This is a genomic window from Vibrio chemaguriensis (assembly GCF_012275705.1).
Classification (GTDB): domain Bacteria; phylum Pseudomonadota; class Gammaproteobacteria; order Enterobacterales; family Vibrionaceae; genus Vibrio; species Vibrio diabolicus.
Genome location: NZ_SHOE01000002.1, coordinates 362,185 through 382,006, shown reverse-complemented (window position 1 = coordinate 382,006; position 19,822 = coordinate 362,185). Strand labels below are relative to the sequence as shown.

Below are 19,822 nucleotides of genomic sequence, written 5' to 3'. Positions count from 1 at the left end.
GGAATACCGCTGGGCTTTAAGGATATGACACAAATGTGAAAAGTTATTTGTCACCAAGTGAGTCTAAGAAACGCTCAGCATCTAATGCCGCCATACAACCTGTACCTGCAGATGTGATAGCTTGACGGTAGTTATGGTCCATAACGTCGCCTGCTGCAAATACACCTTCAATGCTAGTTTGTGTCGCGTTGCCTTCTAGGCCAGACTTAACGATGATGTAGCCATCTTTCATGTCTACTTGGCCTTCAAAGATTTGTGTGTTTGGCTGGTGGCCGATCGCAATAAACGCACCCATCACTTCAAGGTCTTCAGTCGCACCTGTGTTGACGTCTTTAATACGAACGCCAGTTACGCCCATGTCGTCGCCAAGTACTTCATCGAGAGTTCGATCGGTATGAAGAACGATATTACCGCTTTCAACTTTATCCATCAGACGTTTCACAAGGATCTTCTCTGCACGGAATGAATCGCGGCGGTGGATCAGGTGAACTTCTGACGCAATGTTAGATAGGTAAAGTGCTTCCTCAACAGCAGTGTTACCACCGCCCACAACTGCAACTTTCTGATTACGGTAGAAGAAACCGTCACAGGTTGCACAAGCAGAAACGCCGCGACCTTTAAATGCTTCTTCAGACTCAAGGCCAAGGTATTTTGCTGATGCACCTGTAGAAATAATCAATGCGTCACATGTGTACTCGCCAGAATCGCCTTTTAAACGAAATGGGCGTTGTGATAGTTCTACTTCGTTGATGTGATCAAACACGATCTCAGTTTCGAAACGCTCGGCGTGCTCTTTCATGCGATCCATCAATGCAGGACCTGTCAGACCTTCAGCGTCGCCGGGCCAGTTCTCAACTTCAGTAGTGGTGGTTAGCTGACCACCTTGTTGCATTCCCGTCACAAGCACAGGGTTTAGGTTGGCACGCGCTGCGTAGACGGCAGCTGTGTATCCTGCTGGACCAGAACCAAGAATTAATAGTTTACAATGTTTTACGTCGCTCATTATGGCTCCAAAAAGGGCTGAACATTTCCCTCGATTGTATGGAAATTCTTAGTGCTTTAAAAGCATAAACAACGATTGTGATCGAATAATTGGTTATAGATTAGAACCCACTAAAGATTGATAAAGAACGTTGACTTCTAGCATAAAATTCTATTCGTAGTAGAGAAGTCTAGTTTCAAATATCGCCAAAGCGCAAAACTGAAACATGGTTCTGTATTTTTGCTTTGGATTGGTTTGTTGTGTTGTTTTTGTTGTTTTGTTGAAGCTATCAACGTTAAAAGCTGGCAATTACAGAATATTTGCGTAACCTAGTGTGTAAATTAAATGTTAATTAATGTGCCTCATTAAAGGAGACAATGATGTTACATTCACGTGAGAATACTCTGCATTTAACACAGCTCAGCATGGCAGCAATTGAGCAACTTTCCCCATCGTTTGAAGAACTGCCTCGTACCGAGCATGCAGATGGTCAGTATCGACTAAGACGTTATTCTGTGGTTGGTTTTGATAACGGCAAAGTCATTGACTTAAACAAAAACAGCTTTGTTCAATCGTCTGATATCAACCGATTCCAAGGTGATGTTGTAAGACAATTTGAGCCGATTGAGAAGGATATTCTCACCAGTGATGGTTTCCGAGAAATGTGCGAATTGTTTGTCAATGCGAATCATTTGCCTAACGGCCAGGAAATAGAAATTCACCAAATCCGAATCACAGCGCTAGAAGAAGAAACTCAAGTGGCACCTGAAGGTGTGCACCAAGACGGTTTTGATCACATTGCAATGGTTGGCGTAGGACGTCATAACATCATTGGTGGTGACATCATGCTGTACAGCAGTCATAACCAAGCCCCATTTTTCCGTAAGGTGTTAGAAACGGGTGAGGTTGCAATATTGGCAGACAGTAAACTGTGGCACAATGCGTGCCCAATCCGTTCTGTCATTGATGATGAAGCGGGTCATATGGATGTGTTTGTACTCACGGCTACGGATAAGCGCAATGAACTTCAATCTTAATCTGATCAGGGAGCAGTTTCCGGCGCTCGCTCAATACCATAACGACAAACCTGTGACGTTTTTTGATGGTCCAGGCGGGTCACAGGTACCTCAATCAGTGCTAGACAGCATGGTGGGATATTTAGGTCGTTTCAACGCCAACTTAGGCGGGCATTATTTTTCTAGCCAAAAGACGGTTGACGTGATGCAAAATGCACGCGAGTCAGCGCAAGCTCTGCTAAACGCGCCGTCGTCTGGCAATATCGTCTTCGGCGCGAACATGACATCGTTAACCTTTCAGCTCAGCCGTGCGATTAGCCGAGATTGGCAAGAGGGAGATGAGATCATTGTTTCTGCTTTGGACCACTATTCGAATGTGTCTAGCTGGCAGCAAGCGGCAGAAGATAAAGGCGTTACGGTTCATCAGGTTCGTATCAACGAAGATGATTGTACGTTGGACTTGGAGCATTTAAGCAGTCTTCTTTCTGATAAAACGCGCCTTGTAGCGGTGACCTATGCATCGAATACGACTGGTTCTATCGTGGATGTGCAGCGAGTAGTAAGCATGGCGCACAACGTTGGGGCACAAGTTTATGTGGATGCCGTTCATTATGCGCCGCATCATTTGGTTGATGTTCAAGCGTTAGGCTGTGACTTTTTAGCTTGCTCAGCTTACAAGTTTTTCGGCCCGCACGTTGGTATTGCTTACATAGCCGATCAGTGGCTGCACAGTATTCGTCCGTACAAAGTCGAGCCTGCTACCAATATTGGCCCAGGCCGATTTGAAACGGGGACGCAAAGTTTTGAAGGTCTTGCTGGTGTCGTTGCTGCGGTTGAGTATCTGGCTCAATTTGGTGAAGCCAGTTTACCCCTTCGTCAACGATTGGAGCAAAGTTACCAATTGTATGAACAACATGAGCAACGCTTGAGTGAGCGATTCTTACAGCGTCTGAGTGCACTAGATGGTGTCAATCTATTTGGCATTGCGAAAGAAGATAGCCAGCTCCGCACACCAACTTTTGCGCTAACATTCGACCGATATTCTCCAGAGTTTATCGCGAAAACGCTGGGTGAACACAACATCTGTGTTTGGAACGGCCACTTTTATGCGCTGGGCTTAGTTCGTCAACTTGGTCTAGAAGAGTCGGGTGGTGTGGTACGAATTGGTTGCATGCATTACAACACAATAGAAGAAGTCGACATGTTGTTCGATGTACTAGAAAACATCCTTGATGCGTAACTGATTATATCTTCCTGATAGAAAAAAAAGCTCGAGTCAAACTCGAGCTTTTTCGTTTTTATTTCAACAAACCAGCTATATATATGTATATGCAGCTAGGTGCTTACTTCCACTTCATAGGAAGTGAATTTTCTTACGTTGATCACGCCAGTGTCAAAAATGAGGTATTGACCTTTGATGCCTTGCAAAGTGCCAGTAACAACCGGGTTTTTATCGAAATTATGCGAGGTGATCTTAGTTGGGTGCTGTTGCACCGGATAGCTAAGGTCGGTAATGCTTTCGCTTAATATTTCAATTGCATCTTCACCGAATTGCTGTTTTATCTCAGCAATCTTATCTTCGACTAAAGGTAATAGCTCAGCAAAACGATCTTGCAGTGCCATTGGTTCACCATCGCCTTTCAGCAGTGTGCGCCAATTGGTTTTATCTGCGATGTGTTTCGCCAGTTCAACTTCAATTAATCCGGAGATATGTCGAGTTTTTACCTTAAAAATTGGCAAACCCTGAGTCGCACCTTGATCAATCCAACGAGTTGGGATTTGCGTATGACGAGTGATACCAACTTTTAAGCTGGATGTATTGGATAGGTAGACAAAGTGATCCACCATGCAGTTCTCTTCGCCCCATTGTGGCTCGCGACAAGTCCCTTGGTCGTAGTGGCAAGTCTCTGGCTTCATGATGCACATATCGCAGCTTGCTAGCTTTTTCATACAGACAAAACAATGGCCTTGCGAATAACTCTTTTTCGTTTTCTTACCACATGAGCAACAAAAAATATTGCCCGTGTGAGTCAGTGTGAGCGTTTTACCCAGAAACGGCGATAGATCAATTTCTTCCTCACCAACAGGTAGACGGTAACTGACAGCACCGTCCAGAGATGCACGCATTTTATTTAGCGTACCAGTTGCAATTAATGACATGACATTACTCATTATTGTGTTTTTGCACAGTATATCCGAAGTGGTGATGAGATGCAGGGTTGACAGGCACATTAAAGCGAAATGTATCGCTCTGAAATGTTATGCACTGGCCTTCATGGGTTAGGAAATACGGCTGTGAAATGCTTCGCAAATAACAAGTGAACCGCATTTTTGAGAGATTTAAAAACGTGATAACGGTTCAAAACACGTTACCATGTATCGAAAGTAAGAACGAAGACTAAAAGTAATTTTGTTTCTTGATAAATGACTTTGTTTGAAGTTCGAAAAATCATTGAGTACATTGTGTTGTATATAAGCTGAGCAGGTCACTCGCCCATGAAGTGGATCCATAAATTTATCTTTGCCCTCTCTATTTGCACTATTAGTTTGGTTGCGCTTTATAGTGTTCTTGGCGATACACGAAAGCTGACCATTACACCAGAACATTTCAATATCTATGCGACTAAAGACGCCAGCGAAGGTGGCTTGAGTGAGGCTGATATTTTTTACGATAAGCAAAGCCTAGTTCTCAGCTGTGACTTAAAGCAAAGCTCGTATGCTTGGCCTTATTGCGGAATCTCTGTTTATACCGATTCCACAACGCCAACACAGGGGATTGACCTTTCCAATTACCATACGATTCGATTGAAAGTGAGATATGAAGAGGCGGGGGTGGGGCCCAATCCGAGCCATGATTTGCGTTTATATCTGCGCAACTATAACCCTGAGTATTCCAAACCAGACGACGAGTACACGATTAAATACAATGGCATGCAGTTTTCTCCGTCCGGTTCAAACGACATCATCGAAATTCCGATTAAAAATTTACAGGTGATGACGTGGTGGTTAGTAGACAACAAAGTTGCGATTGAACACTCTGCACCTGAATTTTCAAACATCACACGTATTGATATCGCGACCGGATCTGGTGCGGCACTTGGCGAGCACAAAATTGTGATTGATAAAATTGAGTTTGAAGGCGCTTACCTTGCACAAGAAACGTTACTGTATGCGCTCTTACTCTCTTGGATGGCGCTTGGACTGGCATTTTCGCTGCACGAATTACGAAAAAATCGAGTCGCTTATGAAAAAGCGAAAAAACGTCATCGTCATTTAGAGAAGGTGAATGGTACGTTGCGAGCTCAAAACTATGAGTTTGCAGAGTTGGCGCATCGCGATGCGTTGACGGGAGCGATGAACCGTCACGCAGTTCAGCACTGGCTTGAGCAGCAATCACGGCAAGTTCGCTGGGGGCATAGTACATTCAGTATCCTTTATATGGATTTGGATAAATTTAAGAAGGTGAATGACAAATTTGGGCACCAAATGGGGGATGACATATTGCGCGAATTTGTCATGGTGGTGGCAAGTTCCATCTACCCAGATGACCGACTTGTTCGTTGGGGAGGAGAAGAATTTGTTGTATTTTGCCCTGACACCAATATTGATCAAGCTGTGAAGAAGTCGGAAATGATTCGCAAAAATGTGGAGAGTCATTTGTGGGTACACGGTGAATCATTAACATGCAGCATTGGCGTTGCCCAAATGCAAAATGAACGCGTCTCAGAAACCATGGCGAGAGCAGACGAAGTGCTTTACCAAGCGAAGCGCAATGGTCGCAACCGGGTCGAGGTTCATTATGGTTTGCTTGCCTGCGAAAAGAAGCAAGCCTAACGATTCGTCACTCAAAGGAATAAAAAAAGGTGGCCAACTGGCCACCAAGAGGGAAACTGCTGAACACCACTTAGGGGGAAGTTTGGGTCATCGATATGATTACCGTGAGCAGCAGTGTAGTGCTAATCGAACTTGCTGTTTTTACCAGAACAACCAAGCGAAAAGCGTTAGTGCAGCAATACAGGCAATGTTTAAGACGAAACCAATTCGCATCATTTCTTTTTGCTTGATATGACCCGTACCGAACACAATCGCGTTTGGAGGTGTTGCAACTGGTAACATAAATGCACAAGATGCAGCGACGGCAATCAATGCAGAGAGAATGACCGGAGACATGCCTAAGGCCTCTGCGATGGTTGCAAATACAGGGACCAGCAGTGCAGCACTAGCGGTGTTACTTGCAAACTCAGTCAAGAAGACAACAAAAGCAACCACTGCAAGAATCGTTAGAAGAATACCGGCTTGCTCAAGGAAGCCTGACAAGCTATGAGCCAAAAATACGCTTGTTCCGGTTGCTTTTAGGACGTTACTCAAACAGATGCCACCACCAAATAGGATTAACACACCCCAGTCGGTTGTTTTCTCAATATCTTTCCACTCTACAGCGCGAGAAGCCCCAAGCAGAAGGATCGCACCTATTGCTACAAGGGTATCGAACTTAGCGAAGCCACCTAGCATAGCGTTAATTGGCTTACTGAATATCCACAAAGTCACGGTCAGTAAGAAAATCGCCAGCGTAATCATTTTGCCGTTTGTCCACTCGACTGGTTGATGGTCAAGGTCAAACTTGTGGCTAAGGTCAGGCTTAGTCATGGTGTACAACACGAGAATAGCGATGGGCATTAGTACTAATGAGATAGGCACACCGAGCTTCATCCACTCAGTAAAACTTAGGCCAACTTCAGCTGCTGCAATGGCGTTTGGTGGGCTACCAACCAGCGTTGCAATACCACCAATCGAAGCACTGTAAGCGATGCCGAGCAGAACAAACAAAAAGGTGTTGTGGTTTTTCTTGGCGTCTAGCTTTGTCATCACACCCAGTACAAGGGGCAGCATCATAGCGGCAGTGGCGGTGTTTGAAATCCACATTGACAGGCCAGCACTCACACCAAATAGCATGAATACAGCGACAGACATTTTACCTCGTGCGAGTAACAGCACTTTATCAGCAATAGCTTGGTCTAACTTCTGTTTATGCAAAGCTGCAGCAAGTGCAAAACCACCTAAGAATAGAAAGATGATGGAGTTGGAGAAGTTGTTCAGTGCGGTCTGAGTATTAAACACGCCTAAAAATACCGCAAGTAATGGTATGAGCAGCGCGGTTATGCTGACGTGAATCGCTTCGGTTAGCCAAAGAATAGCAACAAAAACTAAGATGCTCAGGCCGGTTACTACTTGTGGCTCAAAGGGTAGGGTATTAAACAAGATAATGAACAATACGATATTCGCGTTCAAAATCATGCTGTTGCGAGTGAAGAACCAGTTCTTCAATGTCACAGCGAGTGCGGTCATGGGTAGTGCTCCTTTTGCATTGCCTTTTGTCGGTTTTTTTATGGCAAAGTAACTGACTTGTAGTTATTTATTGATTAAATGTTACTTGGAATGCAAAAAAGAGTTTTGCCTGAATCGTAGAGCAAATTAGAAAATGTGATGTTGAGAATTGGAAATGGGTAGAAAACTACCCATTTGTTTTATAGAAATGTTATTAGCCTTGTAAGCTGCGTTGTTCCTCTATTCGACGGGAACTTGCAGAGGTTCATTAGAGGTTTTTTCAGGCTCTTTTACTGCAACGATAGGTTCTTGAGGGCCAAGAAACTTGGGCTGCGTATTAATAATGTAGAGGTCTAAAAAGGCTTTCACACGGGCGAGCAACTCTCGAATACGCATTGATGTTTTTTGTTTGTTTGTCGTAGGTCCTGCTACCGCAAGACACTGCGCATCAATGTTGTAAGCATCGGCAATAAACAGCGCTCGCTCACAATGAAAGCGCTGAGTCACAATCAGAAAGCGCTCCGAAGCAAAAATCTTTTTCGCCCTCACAATCGAATCTAGAGTACGAAAGCCAGCATAATCAAGGTGAATCACTTCCTCAGGCACGCCGGCTTTAAGTAAGTCGCGTTTCATCGTCCACGGTTCGTTGTAGGAGCGATGGGCGTTATCGCCACTCAATAAAAACTGTTTTACTTTGCCTTGGTTGTAAAGCTCAATCGCCGCATTAATGCGATGAGTGTAGTAAGTGTTGAGGATCTTACCGATGTATTTACTGGTACCGAGAACCACAGCAACCTCATGTTGAGGTATTTGTTCGTATTCAGTGAAAATGCTTTCTTTGGCTTGTAAAACCACCCACCGGTCGATGGCAATAACAGAAACAAGCAGACTAAGTACAGAGATCGACAAAATCAAAGCAAGTCACTTCCAGGAAAATTTCAGCTTCCACTTTGATCTTATGCGAGAAAACAACAAAACGTTTTATATCCTTAACTAAAAATGTAGTTCTCATCATATCTGATAGAAACAAAAAGAGAGAAGCCCATTTATGCCAAAATCTGGTTAGGATGATAAAAAAATAAAAGCCCCTACATGGTAGGGGCTAATTATTAAACGAAATGTCTCAAGCTTAAAACGCAGTGCGTTTGTAGCGACGGTAAACCGGCTGCCAGAACGATTGCTCAATCGCTACGTTTAATGCTTCATCAGTAATTTCTAATGCCACACCTTGTTCGATTGCCTTCTTACCAACAGCAAACGCGATTTTTTTCGATACCGAGTGAATCTCTTCCAACGGTGGAAGTAGCGCACCACGACCATTGATTGCTAGAGGAGAGCATGTTGCGAGCGCACGGCTCGATTCCATTAGCATTTCGTCGGTGACACGTTTTGCGTTTACAGCAAGTACACCAAGGCCAATGCCTGGGAAGATGTAGCTGTTGTTACATTGTGCAATCGGGTAAGTGCGACCTTCATGAACCACAGGCTCAAATGGGCTACCTGTTGCAACCAGTGCTTCACCATTTGTCCAGCGAATGATGTCGTTAGGTGTTGCTTCTACGCGGCTTGTTGGGTTCGATAGTGGGAAGACAATCGGACGCTTACAGTGTTTATGCATTTCTTCGATGACTTCTTGGCTAAATAGGCCAGGAGCACCAGAAACACCAATCAGTACCGTTGGTTTGGCGTTACGCATAACGTCGAGGAGTGAGAAGCCATTTCCTTCATTTTCCCACTCTTTCGTATTGGTATGTTTCTGCACCAGGCGTTGTTGGAAATCAAGAAGGTTAGGCATGCCTTCTTGTAACAGACCCCAACGGTCAACCATGTAAACTTGTGAGCGAGCTTGCTCGTCAGAAATCCCTTCCGATACCATTTGTGCGATGATCGCTTCTGCGATACCACAACCAGCAGAGCCAGCGCCCAAGAAGGTGATACGCTGTTTAGACAGCTGAGTGCCTGCTGCTTTACAGGCGGCAAGTAGAGAGCCAACAGTAACGGCCGCCGTGCCTTGAATATCATCATTGAAGCAGCACACGCGATCTTTGTAACGCTCAAGAAGAGGCATCGCATTTTTCTGTGCAAAGTCTTCGAACTGGATCAAGGCATCAGGCCAACGGCGCTGTACTGCTTGGATAAACTCTTCTACAAATGCATCGTATTCTGCACCCGTAATACGAGGGTGACGCCAACCCATGTACATCGGATCAGCTAAACGTTGTGGGTTATTCGTACCCACATCAAGCACGATTGGTAGCGTGTAAGCAGGGCTGATACCACCACACGCGGTATAAAGTGACAGTTTACCAATAGGAATGCCCATGCCGCCGATACCTTGGTCACCCAAGCCAAGGATACGTTCACCATCTGTCACAACAATCACTTTAACGTTGTGGTTTGCTGCATTATTCAGCAAGTCGTCAATACGGTCACGGTTCGGATATGAAATGAATAGACCACGACCACGGCGGTAAATGTTAGAGAAGTTTTCACATGCTGCGCCGACAGTTGGCGTGTAGATGATAGGCATCATCTCAGAAATGTGGTTTTGCACTAGGCGGTAATACAGTGTTTCGTTGGTGTCTTGGATATTACGCAGATAAATGTGCTTATCCATATCGCTTTCGAAACTCTTGTATTGCTGGTAGGCACGTTCCACCTGCTCTTGGATTGTTTCGGTAGACTCTGGAAGCAAGCCTTCTAAGTTGAATGAACTACGTTCTTCAGCAGAGAATGCACTGCCTTTGTTCAAAAGAGGGGTTGCTAAAAGAGCCGGACCCGCATATGGAATATATAGTGGGCGTTTATCGTTGTTCATTAGGTGCCTTATGTAGGGTTGAAGGATGCGCACCAAATTTTAACGGGTTCACCATTTAGTTGTAAACATGCGTTGATGCACATCAATGTAATGTCGCAAAAAAACTCAGATACCGCCGAAAATATCGGCAATATTGGTTGTTTAGAGATACCTAAAGCAGGATTTTTTTACTTGGGTATAATGTTCTGCATCATCAAATCAAATCCAATTTCTATGTTTCAACTACCTATCGACAGCCTGCAAGCTGAGTTTGACCAACATGTGAACCAAAACCATCTCGTGGTGGAAGCCGAAACCGGGTCAGGTAAATCTACCCGTTTGCCTATGTGGGCGGCAAAACACGGACGCGTGCTGGTTATTGAACCACGTCGAATTGCTTGTACCTCGTTGGCTGAATATCTTGCGGAGCAATCTGGTGAGCCAATAGGTCGCAAAGTCGGTTACGCGATCAAGCTTCATGCCTACTTTGATGAAAAAACCGAAGTTGTATTTGTGACTCCGGGAGTCGCACTGCGTTGGTTTGCGGAAAACAAGCTAGCAGGCTTCGATATCGTGATAGTGGACGAATTTCACGAGCGACGCTGGGATATTGATCTATTAACCGCAATTTTGAAGCAAGAAAATCAACATCGGTTGATCGTCACTTCCGCTACGCTGGAGGGCGAAAAGCTAGCGCGTTACCTGAATGCGAAGCGTCTGCGATCTGAAGGGCGTTGCTTTCCAGTCACGGTGACACATCGTTCTTTAGACAGCCGTTATTTACCGAATAAGAAGGGATGTGAACAAGAGGTTTTCAGAGCGGTAAAAGAAGCATTGGAAGATGAAGATGGCGATATTCTTGTTTTCCTGCCTGGACGCAAAGAGATCACCCAATGTGCTCAGATGTTACAAAGTTGCGGCGATGTCATGGTGGTCAAACTTCATGCCTCGGTTAGTGATGAAGAACGGCACCGCGCGTTAACTACGCAAAAACAACGAAAAGTCGTATTGGCAACCAATGTTGCGGAAACCTCCTTAACGATACCTAACATCCGAGTTGTCATTGATAGCGGCTTAGAGCGCAGAACTGTACAACGAAATGGACGTACAGCACTGACGCTAACCAACATTTCTAAGGCCAGTGCCGCGCAGCGAATGGGGCGAGCAGGTCGCGTTGCCGAAGGGGCTTGTATTCGTCTATATGGTGAGCACGCGCCTTTAGAGTTGGTGACACCTCCAGAATTACACAGAGAAGAGCTCGTCGAGCCCATGCTGGCAGCAGCTTGTTGTGGGTATCGTCTCTCAACACTCGATTTTCTCGACTCAATTCCCCCAAAGTCGCTAGAGGCATCTCATTCGACGTTGTTATCTATGGAAGCGATTGATGAGGATGGCAATGTCACGCAGCATGGGAGAAAAGTATATCCACTACCCATTGATGCACTGTTTGCCGATCTTGTTACCAGAATTCAAGCGAAGCCAGAGAAGGAAGCAATGATTGATTTGGCTGCCGCCTTATCTGTGCCTGCGCAGCTCTATCAGCGACAAAGTGGCGAAGTCGCTGAGCTTCTATCTCAAGAGGAGCCATACGGATGTGATGCCTCTTTGCTTATCCGTTTGGTTCGGGGGGAGCGACTTCCGGGCATTGTCATTGATGCCAGCGCACTCGAAGAGGCACAAGGTTTAGCGAAACAAATGCGAGAAGTATTTGAATTACCGGAACTTGACGTTGCCTCTCGATATAACCGTGAAGCGCTCTTTTTCTCCATCGCCTCATTACACCCTGAGCTTGTGTTTGTCCGACGAGCTCGTCGAAGAGATGCTCTAGGAAATGGCGTAGTCGAGATGCTGGTTGGGCGTAACAGCCGCTTTCCTGACAAAGAAGAAGCGGCAATCGTGCTAGACAGCCATAGCGTGCCAGGACGAGGCGTTAAGCAAACACTGAACCTCGCATCGGTCATGATGCCTATCCCGCTGACATTATTACGCGAACTTGAATTTGGGGAGTGGCAACAAGGTGAGACGAATTATGAAGAAGAGACGCCAAGAGCAACGATGCATTTGGTCTACGCCGGGCGAACAATCTGTTCTGAACATCAAGCGTTACAAGGTGATGTTGCTGTTCAGTCTATTGTCGAAATGATAGAAGACGAGACACTGTTACCAGGTTTTGCTTCTCAAAGAAAACAACAAATCCAACACTGGAAACTCTACAACGCATTGGGCCTTAATGTCGAAGGAGAAGAGGTTAACGACTTGGCCTCCTTGACATTTTCTAGCTGGTTAAAGGATCAGTTGGAAACATTAGGCGTTGAAAATGTCGATGATATGGCGTTGTTTGAACCGGAAGACTTAACATTTAACGGTGTTCCAGAATGGGAATACGACGATTTCACGGAGCAGTACCCTTTAGAACTTTCGCTGCCAGAACTCCAACTGGATGTTGAGTATTACGCGTCTCGCAAGCTGGTACAGGTCGTTTATCGAGAGGGAAACCGTAAGGGGGATCCAAAGCGTTGGGAGCTGCCACGCTGGGCTGGTTGGAAGATACAGTATAAAAAGGCCAGTCGAGTGATTGATGTGAAGTAGGTAGGCGGGTGACGTTGTGACAAGAATGGATATTTTCTTGGTGAATCTATAATGATTTCATATTGATAGCGTTACTTACGTGTTGTTTTTAGTTTCTTAATTGAAATATTAATCAATTGAATGCTTATATATGGCGAAGCTGTACATCAGTTGTTACAAAGCTGGTTTTAATATTTCCTTTTGCATGTAAATTAGTGCATAAAAGACGAATGTTTTATATCCCATTGCTATATCAAAACAGTTGAACGATATTTGGTATATCTCATTTTCGAGTGTCGGGGGCATAGAATGGATCAACAAGGAAAGACGTGCATTGAATTCGACTACACTAGCTTTTTAGGGGCGACAGGTAGTAAAAAATGGACCTTCTTAGAGGCATTTGCCACCATCGCGCCTATTTTCGGTTTGATGTGGAAACAGAACATTGCGGAATTGAGCAAGCCTGAAGATCGGTTGTGGGATGCCGCATTAAAATCGATGTCTTCTCGTAAAAGTGATGAATCCAATTTGGTCCGCTTAACCCAGTTAGCTAAACATGAAGGGATCAACGAATTGCGAGTCGTTATGCCATATTCGCTCGATGTTCAGCAAATCGAGTACATAGAATCTCGCAGTCAGTTGAAGGTGGACACGTCAGAACAAGATGTCCTTAACATCAAGTTTTAGGCTGAGCATTTCCACTTCATCAATGTACCACTTAACAATAGTGCAATGAAAAGCGACCTCAAAGTAGGTCGCTTTTTTATTTTGAGGTTTTTGTCACAGGTCTTGGAAGTGTGATGAATATAGAGTATTTGCACTTAAATTAACAAAAATGTAACGTTTGGAAATGCAATTGTCATAACTAGCTTCTAACTTTGTGTTTTTAGGACAAATTACCGACTAAGTGGTTGGTACTGTAAGTTCGAATTAACGTCCCTTATTGGCACACAAGGATGATTGAGTCACCACGTCATTTGGGCATAAAAACAAACACAATAAGAAAGGAAGTCAATATGTCTTTGTCTCGTCGAGACTTTATGAAAGCTGCCTCTTCAACGGCTATTGTTACCGGGCTGGTGGGCTGTGGTAGCGATGCTAGTGAGTCTGTTGCGGTTACCTTTGAGCACGGAGTGGCGAGTGGAGATCCTACTCAAACACAAGTAATCATTTGGACTCGTGTTACAACCTCAGCGAGCTACGCAGATGTAAGCTGGCAAGTTTCATCTAACGAAAATTTTACTGATATCGTGCAAAGTGGCACTTTTGCCACAGACACGAGCCGAGATTTCACGGTAAAAGTCGATGTTCAAAATCTCAACGCAAATTCTCGCTACTACTATCGATTCATGGTTGGAGATGTCACTAGCGAAGTCGGGCAAACTCAAACATTACCAGAGGATGGTGTAGAAAAGGCATCCATGGCGGTTGTTTCTTGTGCAAACTATCCTGCTGGCTATTTCCATGTGTATCGAGAGATTTTAAATCAACATGAGCAAGACCCGTTTGATGTGGTGCTTCATCTCGGTGATTACATTTATGAGTATGGTGCTGGTGGCTACGCTAGTGAAGATGCTGAGGCACTAGGGCGAGAGCCAAGCAAAGGCACTGAATGTATTACCTTAGATGATTACCGAAAACGGTATGCGCAATATCGCCAAGATGCTGATCTGCAAGCGTTACATGCGAGCCTACCAATGATTGCTGTCTGGGATGACCATGAGCTTGCAAATGATACTTGGAAAAATGGTGCGGAAAACCATCAAGAAGAGGAAGGCAGTTTTAATGATCGTCGTGCAGCTGCGGCTGCCGCGTGGACAGAATGGTTGCCCGTTCGTGAAAACACTTTCTCAAACATGCTGATTTACCGTCAGTTTTCGTTTGGAAGTTTAGTCAATTTGATGATGCTCGACACGCGACTTGTGGGGCGTGATAAACCGTTGGATTACTTCTCGCTCAGCTCACCAACGATGGAAGCTATTGGCGGTTTAGTTGCTCAGTCGCGCAGTGAAGACCGAGAGCTGTTAGGCGCTGACCAACTCGCTTGGCTGATGGATGCGTTCAGTACGCACGACGCAACTTGGAATGTGCTAGGGCAACAAGTGTTAATGTCTCGTATGGAGTTGCCAAGTTCGGTTATGACCGCGATGTTTCAATTGTTTACTGCCACTGAAGAACAAAAAACAGAGGCGTTATTAGCAGTAAACTCTGCGATTACGGGTTACCTCTCTGACCCAAGTTCAGATACCATTTCTCTCCCGTATAACCTAGATGCATGGGATGGTTACTACGTCGAGCGAGAGAAAGTTTATCAACTGGCCAAAGCCAACAGTGGTAACTTTGTCTGCTTGGCAGGAGATACGCACAACGCATGGGCAAGTGAGCTTAAAGACGTCTCTAAGCATCCTATCGGGATAGAGTTTGCGACTAGCTCGGTGAGTTCCCCTGGGCTAGAGGCCTACCTAGCGTTAGATCCTGTTGCGATCGCTCAAATGGAATACACGTTGCCGCACTTAGTGTCAGAATTACAGTGGGCAGACATCAAACAGCGTGGCTTTATGCGCGTTACTTTTACGCCCGACAAGGCAGAGTCGACCTGGTATTTCGTATCAACGATTAAAGACAAAACATATCAGGTGACGACTAAGTCAGCCTCTACAACAGATGGCACTACGTTAAATATCGGCTAAACTGAGCCTAATACGAAAAAAGTCCGCAAGCTAGTGCGGACTTTTTATTGGAAAGCGTTTAGCAATCTAGCGACAGTGCTAGTCAATCAATCCGTATTCTTTGCTCAGAACTTCGATGATTTCCGCTTTCGGATTCTCACTCAAATGAATCGGCTTGCCTGTAATCTTCTCGGCAATACCAATGTAGGTGCTCGAAATCGCCATCAAAGATTCGACGGGTAAAGCATTATCACGAGCGAGTGCTTCGCGCTCTGGCATACGTTCTTTGTTTAGCAAGATATCTGGGTCAGGGAAGTGGTTAAGTAGGAACTGGCGGAAACCTTCTTTTGAGTTCTCTACGATGTGACCTGCTTGGTACTCTTTAGCATCCCATATACGAGACGAGTCTGGTGTACCCACTTCATCCATGTAAATCAGCTTTTCATTGCCAGCAGCATCATGAACATAACCAAATTCGAATTTGGTATCGACAAAGATTTGGTCGATTTCTTCTAACGCTTGGCTGATAACGTTAAAGCCTTCTTTCAGCAGTTTTTCGTAGAGTGCGATATCGTCGGCACTTGAGAAGTTAAATGCTTCGTAGTTGTCTACGATGTTTTGACGAGTAATATTCACGTCATCCGCTTCTGGCACACCGGGAATACCTTTTAGAATGCCTTTTGTGGATGGGGTCATGAGCAACTCTGGCAGTGCTTTGTCTTTTCCTAACCCTTCAGGAAGTTGGATTCCACAAAACTCGCGCTCGCCATTTGCGTAAGCGCGCCACATCGAACCCGTGATGTATTTGCGGCAGATGGCTTCGATTTTTACCGGTTTGGCTTTTTGTACAATCCAAACAAAAGGGTGAGGAATGTCTAGAATATGGCTATCTGCTAAGCCATTTTCTTTGAACAGTTTGAACCAGTGATTAGAAATCGCATTAAGCGCAGCCCCTTTACCCGGGACACCATTAAGACCACCTTCAGCATGCCAAATACAATCGAACGCAGAGATTCGGTCGCTAATCACCATGATAGCCAAAGGCGCATCTGGCGCGACATTGTATCCTTTTTCTTTGATCAGTCGGGCGCTGTCTTCTTCAGTTAACCAGTAAACTGAACGAACTTTTCCACTATGAACGGGTTTATGGGTGCGAATTGGCAGGTCGTCATTGACGGCAAGTACTTGATTAGCAAGGCTCATTGCGACATTCCTATCATCTTAATCAAACGTCAGAAAGAGAAGATATTCAGCAAAGTTTGGCCGCTGAATAAATCGAATGTGGGCATCATACCAGAACTATTTTAACTCGCCAGAGAAAAAGCAAACGTTTGCCTGTTTTCTTTAATACAAAAAAACCTCCTTAAAAAGGAGGCGAGATGCAGGATGGATAACGTCGAACTTATTAGTGGTACTTATTAACTCTGCCTTCGACGAAAAAGACTTCACACTGATAGCGCTGCGCCATGTCGCGCAACATAGATTGATTCATAAGTGCAATTTTATTGGATGCGACAACAGCACTGGCATTGCCTGATCGGATGGCTTTGATCACGATCTCGACTTCTGAAAGCTGTTGAGAAGGCTTCATTTGAATCACGTTTTTACAGCAAATATTAGAAGCAGTGAGTTGTTCAAAGTCTGGGCGAGGGCAGTCTGCTGTAAACAAAATCCATTGTTTCTGCTGCGATAAAACAGCCAGCTTAGATAGAAGCTGATTCGAAACGGCCATGGGCTGAGTTGCTTGTGCCAATACGTTGTAACGAGAGTATGTATGAGATTGACTTTGTAACTGCATCTTACTGTTCCTTTATACATGCTGTATGTGTATACAGTAGTTTGTTTTGGCGACCTGATCAACCCGTTTCTCAAAAGTTATTTGCGGTTTCTTGAGAAGAAAATAAAAGGTTTATATTTTAAGTATTTGAATTTATTTGGTTATTTTTTATTTCTGATATGTCTAACATCAATTTAAAAATGTGAGATGAGTAGAAAATTGGACGAGATACATACAGGGGTTCACTACTGTATATACAGGTGTTGTTTCACGGACAGTGGTTTGTATACAGTAGGAGAGGGGCTGATAACCGATGCGACATGCTATGTAGGATAGGAGGGAATACGAGATAGAGATTGGAAATAGGGCTTGGCCGATCAAAAAAGCGCCTTAAAAGGCGCCTTTGAAAATCAGTTCCGTTGATTCCGTCTTGCTTAGCTCGCTCGTTGCAAGCGTTCGCGCATTTGCAATTCGCCTTGGTTAAATAGGCGCACGTCGATTTTTGCCATGTCGTAACAAGCTTTACATGAGTAATGGTGCTTGCCATCTAAATAATCGTGACGAGTTACAAGACTAGGTTTTTTACACCAATCACAGGTGCCTTCTTCAGTGAACATTGATTTTCTCCCCACCTAGATTAATTTGAGTCGTTAGGTGTTATTTTGCGCTGAGCATTATGGCATAAAAGCGAGACTTAAGTTAAATGTCTGTTAATTTGTTTGAGAGGGAGATCGATTGCGGCGCTTGATTATATGGGTCTAAAAGCATGCTAGCCAAAGTTTCTTGACCTGTTTTTACTGTTTTGTAACATTTTGTGAGACAAGCTTAAAGGCATGATTGAGTCGCTTCATTTCTTCTTCACTGCCTCTTGTGTCCGGGTGATAAAGCTTTGATAGCTGTCTATAGCGTAGCTTTATTGCTTGTAAATCAGGGATGTGTTGTGGTGTGTAGCCAAACATGGCGCATGCGACGCTTAGCTTATGGTTCTCTGCCTGGGTTTTGGATTTCTTAAATTCTTTGAATACTTTCTCTAGCTGGCGTTTCAGTTGCTTGTTCGTAAACTCTAGCTCTTTAACTTTTGCCGCCATTCGCTGATTTTGGTTTTCCTCTTTGGCTTCAAGCGCTTTTCTATTCTGCTTATGTTTCTTGATTACGAGGAAGCTTAAGCCGCTGATGATGAGTATCGCCGCTAGCCAGATCAGCCATAAAAATTGCGAGTATTCTACGTTGGGTTTTGCAATTGTTGTGCTTTTCTCTTCTTGTGTTTGCTCCGCCTTTTTATCGAGCGACTTTATTTGTGAGACTTGTTTAGCTCGCAGTTGATTGAAGCGCTGCTCTAACAGTTGATTATAAGCCTGTTCTGCTGCTGAATTATGCTGAGAAGCCATTTGATACAAAGCTTCAGTCAATTGAGAAGTTGTGACCTTATCTTGATTGCGCTGAATAAAGTTAGCGAGAAGAAAGCCCCGATCGGTTGGATCATTGAGTGCGATAGAGGTTAGCCAATATAACGCTTGTGTTTCATTTTTTTCGCCATTTATCCCTTTAGCAAAGTCGTTCGCGAGCTGTTTTTGCGCAGGGAGGTAACCTTGGTTGGCGGATTGCTCTAGCCAGTAACGCGTTTCTGGTGAGGCTTCAGCTTTGTTTGATGCCAATAATTGCTGTGCATACTCATATTGTTCTATGGGGTCATTTGGAGCCTGAGAGGCAAGCAGGTAACCAGAAAAGCTGAGGCTAAATAAGCAGAGTAGGGCAGACGTTTTGACAGACATTGATATGTCAGGCCTAACGATTATTGTTAGGCCTGCTCCGGTAATTTTTTATTATTACCGCTATGGTGCAACCAAATTACTTCAGTGGCAAGATCTGGATTTCAACACGACGGTTGCACGCACGACCTTCAGAAGTTTGGTTTGAGCAAATTGGGTTACGTTCGCCGTAGCCACGTGCAATTGCACGACCAGGTGCAACGTTTTGAGATACTAGGAATTGACGTACGGACTCTGCACGACGCTCAGACAACGTTTGGTTGTATGACTCACTGCCCGTGCTATCAGTGTAACCGTCGATAACAAGGCTGGTATCTGGGTATTCAACCAAGATGCGAGCAACACCGCGTAGCGTATTATGAATGCTAGCATCAAGCTGGTAAGAGCTTGAAGAGAAGCCGATACCATTTTCCATACGCAGTAAAAGCTGGTTCTCACCAACACGCTGAACTTGTACACCAGAGTTTAGCAAAGCGCGACGCAATTCTGCTTCTTGTTGGTCAAAGTAGTAACCAACGCCAGCGCCAGTCGCTCCGCCTGCGGCCGCACCAATGAGTGCATGCTGACGACGTTCTTTAGCGTCATCGCCCGTTGCTAGACCGATTGCTGCACCAGCGATAGCACCAATAAGCGCGCCTTGCGTGGTTGAGTTAGTTTCGTATTCACCCGTTGTTGCATTTTGGCGTTGAGTGGCTTGACAGCCAGTAAGAGCTAGCACTAGAGCTAGTGCAATAGGCATCTTTTTCAAGGGAAAATCTCCGTATAAACTGAGGCGAAACCATGCCTCATAATGGGATGCGAATTATGAATAAGTAAGCATTGATATTTGTTATGAGAAAGTAAGATTGATAAGAGTTTCTGTAAGAAAATTCTTATCGTTACTATCACAACTTCAAAAAGTAGATCCCAATAACATTGG

At 44.6% G+C, this 19,822-nt stretch carries 16 protein-coding genes; 6 read left to right on the top strand and 10 right to left on the bottom strand.

Annotated elements, in window-relative coordinates; translation table 11 throughout:
* Positions 1–43 precede the first annotated feature (43 nt).
* Positions 44–1,003, bottom strand: a complete 960-nt coding sequence (gene trxB, locus EX191_RS03990; RefSeq protein WP_005393195.1) for a thioredoxin-disulfide reductase — start codon at positions 1,001–1,003, stop codon at positions 44–46.
* A gap of 359 nt (positions 1,004–1,362) precedes the next feature.
* Here trxB and EX191_RS03985 point away from each other — a divergent pair, with 359 nt between their 5' ends.
* Both EX191_RS03985 and EX191_RS03980 read left to right on the top strand, forming a co-directional pair.
* On the top strand, positions 1,363–2,019 hold the full coding sequence (locus EX191_RS03985; RefSeq protein ID WP_005393193.1) for a 2OG-Fe dioxygenase family protein: 657 nt from the start codon (positions 1,363–1,365) through the stop codon (positions 2,017–2,019).
* Positions 2,003–3,238, top strand: a complete 1,236-nt coding sequence (locus EX191_RS03980; RefSeq protein ID WP_109168456.1) for a cysteine desulfurase-like protein — start codon at positions 2,003–2,005, stop codon at positions 3,236–3,238. Before EX191_RS03985 ends, EX191_RS03980 begins: the two co-directional genes overlap by 17 nt.
* Before the next feature lie 95 nt (positions 3,239–3,333).
* On the opposite strand, the gene EX191_RS03975 is transcribed toward EX191_RS03980, so the two are convergent.
* On the bottom strand, positions 3,334–4,158 hold the full coding sequence (locus tag EX191_RS03975; protein ID WP_048626261.1) for a DUF2797 domain-containing protein: 825 nt from the start codon (positions 4,156–4,158) through the stop codon (positions 3,334–3,336).
* Between the two features lie 336 nt (positions 4,159–4,494).
* On the opposite strand from EX191_RS03975, the gene EX191_RS03970 reads away from it, so the two are divergent.
* Positions 4,495–5,832, top strand: coding sequence for a GGDEF domain-containing protein (locus EX191_RS03970; RefSeq protein ID WP_006742609.1), 1,338 nt, complete (start codon positions 4,495–4,497; stop codon positions 5,830–5,832).
* Between the two features lie 141 nt (positions 5,833–5,973).
* Here EX191_RS03970 and EX191_RS03965 read toward each other — a convergent pair whose 3' ends face one another.
* The 3 genes from EX191_RS03965 to EX191_RS03955 all read right to left on the bottom strand — a co-directional run bounded on the left by EX191_RS03965 (position 5,974) and on the right by EX191_RS03955 (position 10,141).
* Complete coding sequence (locus EX191_RS03965) at positions 5,974–7,344, bottom strand: SLC13 family permease (RefSeq protein ID WP_005395853.1); 1,371 nt, start codon at positions 7,342–7,344, stop codon at positions 5,974–5,976.
* 219 nt (positions 7,345–7,563) lie between these two features.
* Entirely contained in the window at positions 7,564–8,238 is a 675-nt protein-coding gene (locus EX191_RS03960) for a SanA/YdcF family protein (RefSeq protein WP_193447177.1), read from the bottom strand.
* Between the two features lie 214 nt (positions 8,239–8,452).
* A complete protein-coding gene (locus EX191_RS03955; protein ID WP_005395857.1) occupies positions 8,453–10,141 on the bottom strand; it encodes an NAD-dependent malic enzyme in 1,689 nt (562 codons plus the stop codon).
* 213 nt (positions 10,142–10,354) lie between these two features.
* Here EX191_RS03955 and EX191_RS03950 point away from each other — a divergent pair, with 213 nt between their 5' ends.
* From EX191_RS03950 to EX191_RS03940, 3 genes are all read left to right on the top strand, one after another.
* Positions 10,355–12,709: a helicase-related protein gene (locus EX191_RS03950; protein ID WP_182036756.1), complete on the top strand. Its 2,355-nt coding sequence runs from the start codon at positions 10,355–10,357 to the stop codon at positions 12,707–12,709.
* A gap of 288 nt (positions 12,710–12,997) precedes the next feature.
* Positions 12,998–13,375, top strand: a complete 378-nt coding sequence (locus tag EX191_RS03945) for a hypothetical protein (protein WP_005377965.1) — start codon at positions 12,998–13,000, stop codon at positions 13,373–13,375.
* Positions 13,376–13,704: 329 nt separating this feature from the next.
* A complete protein-coding gene (locus EX191_RS03940) occupies positions 13,705–15,378 on the top strand; it encodes an alkaline phosphatase D family protein (protein WP_182036737.1) in 1,674 nt (557 codons plus the stop codon).
* Positions 15,379–15,456: 78 nt separating this feature from the next.
* Here the strand turns inward: EX191_RS03940 and EX191_RS03935 are convergent, their stop codons facing one another.
* The 5 genes from EX191_RS03935 to EX191_RS03915 all read right to left on the bottom strand — a co-directional run bounded on the left by EX191_RS03935 (position 15,457) and on the right by EX191_RS03915 (position 19,651).
* Complete coding sequence (locus EX191_RS03935) at positions 15,457–16,560, bottom strand: phosphoribosylaminoimidazolesuccinocarboxamide synthase (protein WP_005377963.1); 1,104 nt, start codon at positions 16,558–16,560, stop codon at positions 15,457–15,459.
* A gap of 202 nt (positions 16,561–16,762) precedes the next feature.
* Entirely contained in the window at positions 16,763–17,155 is a 393-nt protein-coding gene (locus EX191_RS03930) for a SulA-like leucine-rich domain-containing protein (RefSeq protein ID WP_065645308.1), read from the bottom strand.
* A 413-nt stretch (positions 17,156–17,568) separates the two neighbouring features.
* Positions 17,569–17,751, bottom strand: coding sequence for a hypothetical protein (locus EX191_RS03925; protein ID WP_005377960.1), 183 nt, complete (start codon positions 17,749–17,751; stop codon positions 17,569–17,571).
* Positions 17,752–17,928: 177 nt separating this feature from the next.
* On the bottom strand, positions 17,929–18,906 hold the full coding sequence (locus EX191_RS03920; protein ID WP_193447176.1) for a J domain-containing protein: 978 nt from the start codon (positions 18,904–18,906) through the stop codon (positions 17,929–17,931).
* A 76-nt stretch (positions 18,907–18,982) separates the two neighbouring features.
* Complete coding sequence (locus tag EX191_RS03915; RefSeq protein WP_005395877.1) at positions 18,983–19,651, bottom strand: YiaD family glycine zipper/OmpA-like lipoprotein; 669 nt, start codon at positions 19,649–19,651, stop codon at positions 18,983–18,985.
* Between the last annotated feature and the right edge of the window lie 171 nt (positions 19,652–19,822).

Bases quoted from the DNA above. Each gene is read 5' to 3' on its own strand.
- trxB (WP_005393195.1), bottom strand. From the start codon at position 1,003: ATGAGCGACGTAAAACATTGTAAACTATTAATTCTTGGTTCTGGTCCA.
- EX191_RS03985 (WP_005393193.1), top strand. From the start codon at position 1,363: ATGTTACATTCACGTGAGAATACTCTGCATTTAACACAGCTCAGCATG.
- EX191_RS03980 (WP_109168456.1), top strand. From the start codon at position 2,003: ATGAACTTCAATCTTAATCTGATCAGGGAGCAGTTTCCGGCGCTCGCT.
- EX191_RS03975 (WP_048626261.1), bottom strand. From the start codon at position 4,158: ATGTCATTAATTGCAACTGGTACGCTAAATAAAATGCGTGCATCTCTG.
- EX191_RS03970 (WP_006742609.1), top strand. From the start codon at position 4,495: ATGAAGTGGATCCATAAATTTATCTTTGCCCTCTCTATTTGCACTATT.
- EX191_RS03965 (WP_005395853.1), bottom strand. From the start codon at position 7,344: ATGACCGCACTCGCTGTGACATTGAAGAACTGGTTCTTCACTCGCAAC.
- EX191_RS03955 (WP_005395857.1), bottom strand. From the start codon at position 10,141: ATGAACAACGATAAACGCCCACTATATATTCCATATGCGGGTCCGGCT.
- EX191_RS03950 (WP_182036756.1), top strand. From the start codon at position 10,355: ATGTTTCAACTACCTATCGACAGCCTGCAAGCTGAGTTTGACCAACAT.
- EX191_RS03945 (WP_005377965.1), top strand. From the start codon at position 12,998: ATGGATCAACAAGGAAAGACGTGCATTGAATTCGACTACACTAGCTTT.
- EX191_RS03940 (WP_182036737.1), top strand. From the start codon at position 13,705: ATGTCTTTGTCTCGTCGAGACTTTATGAAAGCTGCCTCTTCAACGGCT.
- EX191_RS03935 (WP_005377963.1), bottom strand. From the start codon at position 16,560: ATGAGCCTTGCTAATCAAGTACTTGCCGTCAATGACGACCTGCCAATT.
- EX191_RS03930 (WP_065645308.1), bottom strand. From the start codon at position 17,155: ATGCAGTTACAAAGTCAATCTCATACATACTCTCGTTACAACGTATTG.
- EX191_RS03925 (WP_005377960.1), bottom strand. From the start codon at position 17,751: ATGTTCACTGAAGAAGGCACCTGTGATTGGTGTAAAAAACCTAGTCTT.
- EX191_RS03920 (WP_193447176.1), bottom strand. From the start codon at position 18,906: ATGTCTGTCAAAACGTCTGCCCTACTCTGCTTATTTAGCCTCAGCTTT.